At 37.8% G+C, this 238-nt stretch carries 1 protein-coding gene; it reads left to right on the top strand.

Annotated elements, in window-relative coordinates; genetic code table 11:
* The coding region (locus tag Q1A01_RS23805) for a SprB repeat-containing protein (protein ID WP_299686102.1) at nucleotides 1-238 on the top strand (238 nt) is incomplete at both ends.

The raw sequence follows: 238 nt of genomic DNA, 5'->3' as shown, positions 1-238 counted from the left end.
ATAGTAGATTTAGTAGCGGGAGATTATTCAGTAGTTGTTACAGATACCAACGGATGTACAATTACTGTAAACGCTACAGTTACTCAACCAGTAAAAGCATTAGAATTATCAGGTACAGCTACAGACGTTTTGTGTAATGGAGAAGATACGGGTTCTGTAGGTATTACAGTAGATGGAGGAACTTCTCCATATACATATGAATGGAGTAACGGAGCTACAACCGAAGATATAGAAGATG

Source organism: uncultured Dokdonia sp. (genome assembly GCF_947492815.1).
Lineage (GTDB): Bacteria > Bacteroidota > Bacteroidia > Flavobacteriales > Flavobacteriaceae > Dokdonia.
The sequence above is the reverse complement of the archived record's forward strand: the minus strand, read 5'-3'. Positions and strand labels throughout refer to the sequence as shown.